Raw genomic sequence first — 1189 nt, 5'->3', positions numbered from 1 at the left:
AAAATAACGAATGTCTAAAAAATTGTTCTGGCCGCTGTTGGCGGTGATGTTCTGGCTGCTTTTGCCTGAAGGCAGTAAGCCCGAGTGGGCGATGGGGATTTTGATGATGCTGGTTTACGGGCTGGCGTTGTTTTGGTTGCTGGGTTATGCCCTGCACCGGCTGCCAGTGACCCTTGCCTTCCAAAAGGCTCGCTGGTTTCATCTCGGGTTTATTCTGGTCACCTGCTGGCTGTTTATACAACAGATGCCGTTACCCGTGGATTGGGTAAAGGCTCTCTCCCCCCATGCTTGGGATATTCATTCACAGGCTTATCTGGCACTGGGGTTGCCCCTGCCAGATTTACTTCCCCTCTCCCTTGACCCTTTCGCTACACAGGTTACGGCGTTGCTGGCGCTGGCCTATTATCTGCTGTTTTGTCTGTGTCTGCTGCTGGTCGCCCAGCTGAATGAACGACCTTCCCGCGACTGGCAGGAGTGGCTGCACCGCACCCTGAAAACGCTGATGAGCAGCAAGGTGATCCTCCGAACCGGGCTGGCCATTATGGTGATTGGCCTGGTGCTATCCCGCTCCCGTATGGGTAATACCGCATTTTTCTCCAGTTTGATGATTACCGGCTTTTTGTACGTTATCTGTCGTAAGCAGCTGGCGGGGCTTTTACGATCTCGCCCATATTGATTTTCTGCAATTCCCCCTGGAGTTTGGTATACCCGCCTATGCCATTCTGGCGATGATGATGGTGCTGGCGGCAGCCTGGCATGCTATTGCCGCCATGTGCTTGCGTCGTAACCGGATGATGATTGGCATGGGCTTTACCACATTTATGGGGATTCTGGCCATTATGATTCACTCATCGGTGGATTTTAATCTGCAGATCCCTTCCAATGCGGCTTATTTTGTGGTGATGATGGCGTTGGCATTAATCGCTCGCTATTGCCCTTCGGGCACTTCCCGCCGCCCGCTATCCGAAAAAGATAAGTCAGGTGCTTTTTTCGGAGAGTGGGCAGCGGGAAGCAGGTAGCGTAAGGTGGTACACCGATATGGCTATATAGCCATATTCCGGCTATGATTGTTTGATGTCTGAAAGTAATTTTGAATGGGATGAGGCTAAAAACCTGTCCAATCAGAAAAAGCATGGGGCTTGTTGCAGTTAACAAAAACCTATCTATAGTTACTCGAACCTATTCAAAA

At 50.8% G+C, this 1189-nt stretch carries 2 protein-coding genes; both read left to right on the top strand.

Features of this window, described 5'->3' with window-relative positions:
- The first annotated feature begins 10 nt into the window (after positions 1-10).
- Positions 11-676: a hypothetical protein gene (locus tag KDK15_RS15745; RefSeq protein WP_257296338.1), complete on the top strand. Its 666-nt coding sequence runs from the start codon at positions 11-13 to the stop codon at positions 674-676.
- Between the two features lie 52 nt (positions 677-728).
- Positions 729-1019: a hypothetical protein gene (locus KDK15_RS15740; protein WP_257296337.1), complete on the top strand. Its 291-nt coding sequence runs from the start codon at positions 729-731 to the stop codon at positions 1017-1019.
- Positions 1020-1189 lie beyond the last annotated feature (170 nt).

It is taken from the genome of Endozoicomonas sp. YOMI1, assembly GCF_024606345.1.
Classification (GTDB): domain Bacteria; phylum Pseudomonadota; class Gammaproteobacteria; order Pseudomonadales; family Endozoicomonadaceae; genus Endozoicomonas.
Note: the sequence above shows the minus strand (reverse complement) of the source record. Positions and strands in the feature narration are given on the sequence as shown.

Bases quoted from the DNA above. Each gene is read 5' to 3' on its own strand.
- KDK15_RS15745 (WP_257296338.1), top strand. From the start codon at position 11: ATGTCTAAAAAATTGTTCTGGCCGCTGTTGGCGGTGATGTTCTGGCTG.
- KDK15_RS15740 (WP_257296337.1), top strand. From the start codon at position 729: ATGATGATGGTGCTGGCGGCAGCCTGGCATGCTATTGCCGCCATGTGC.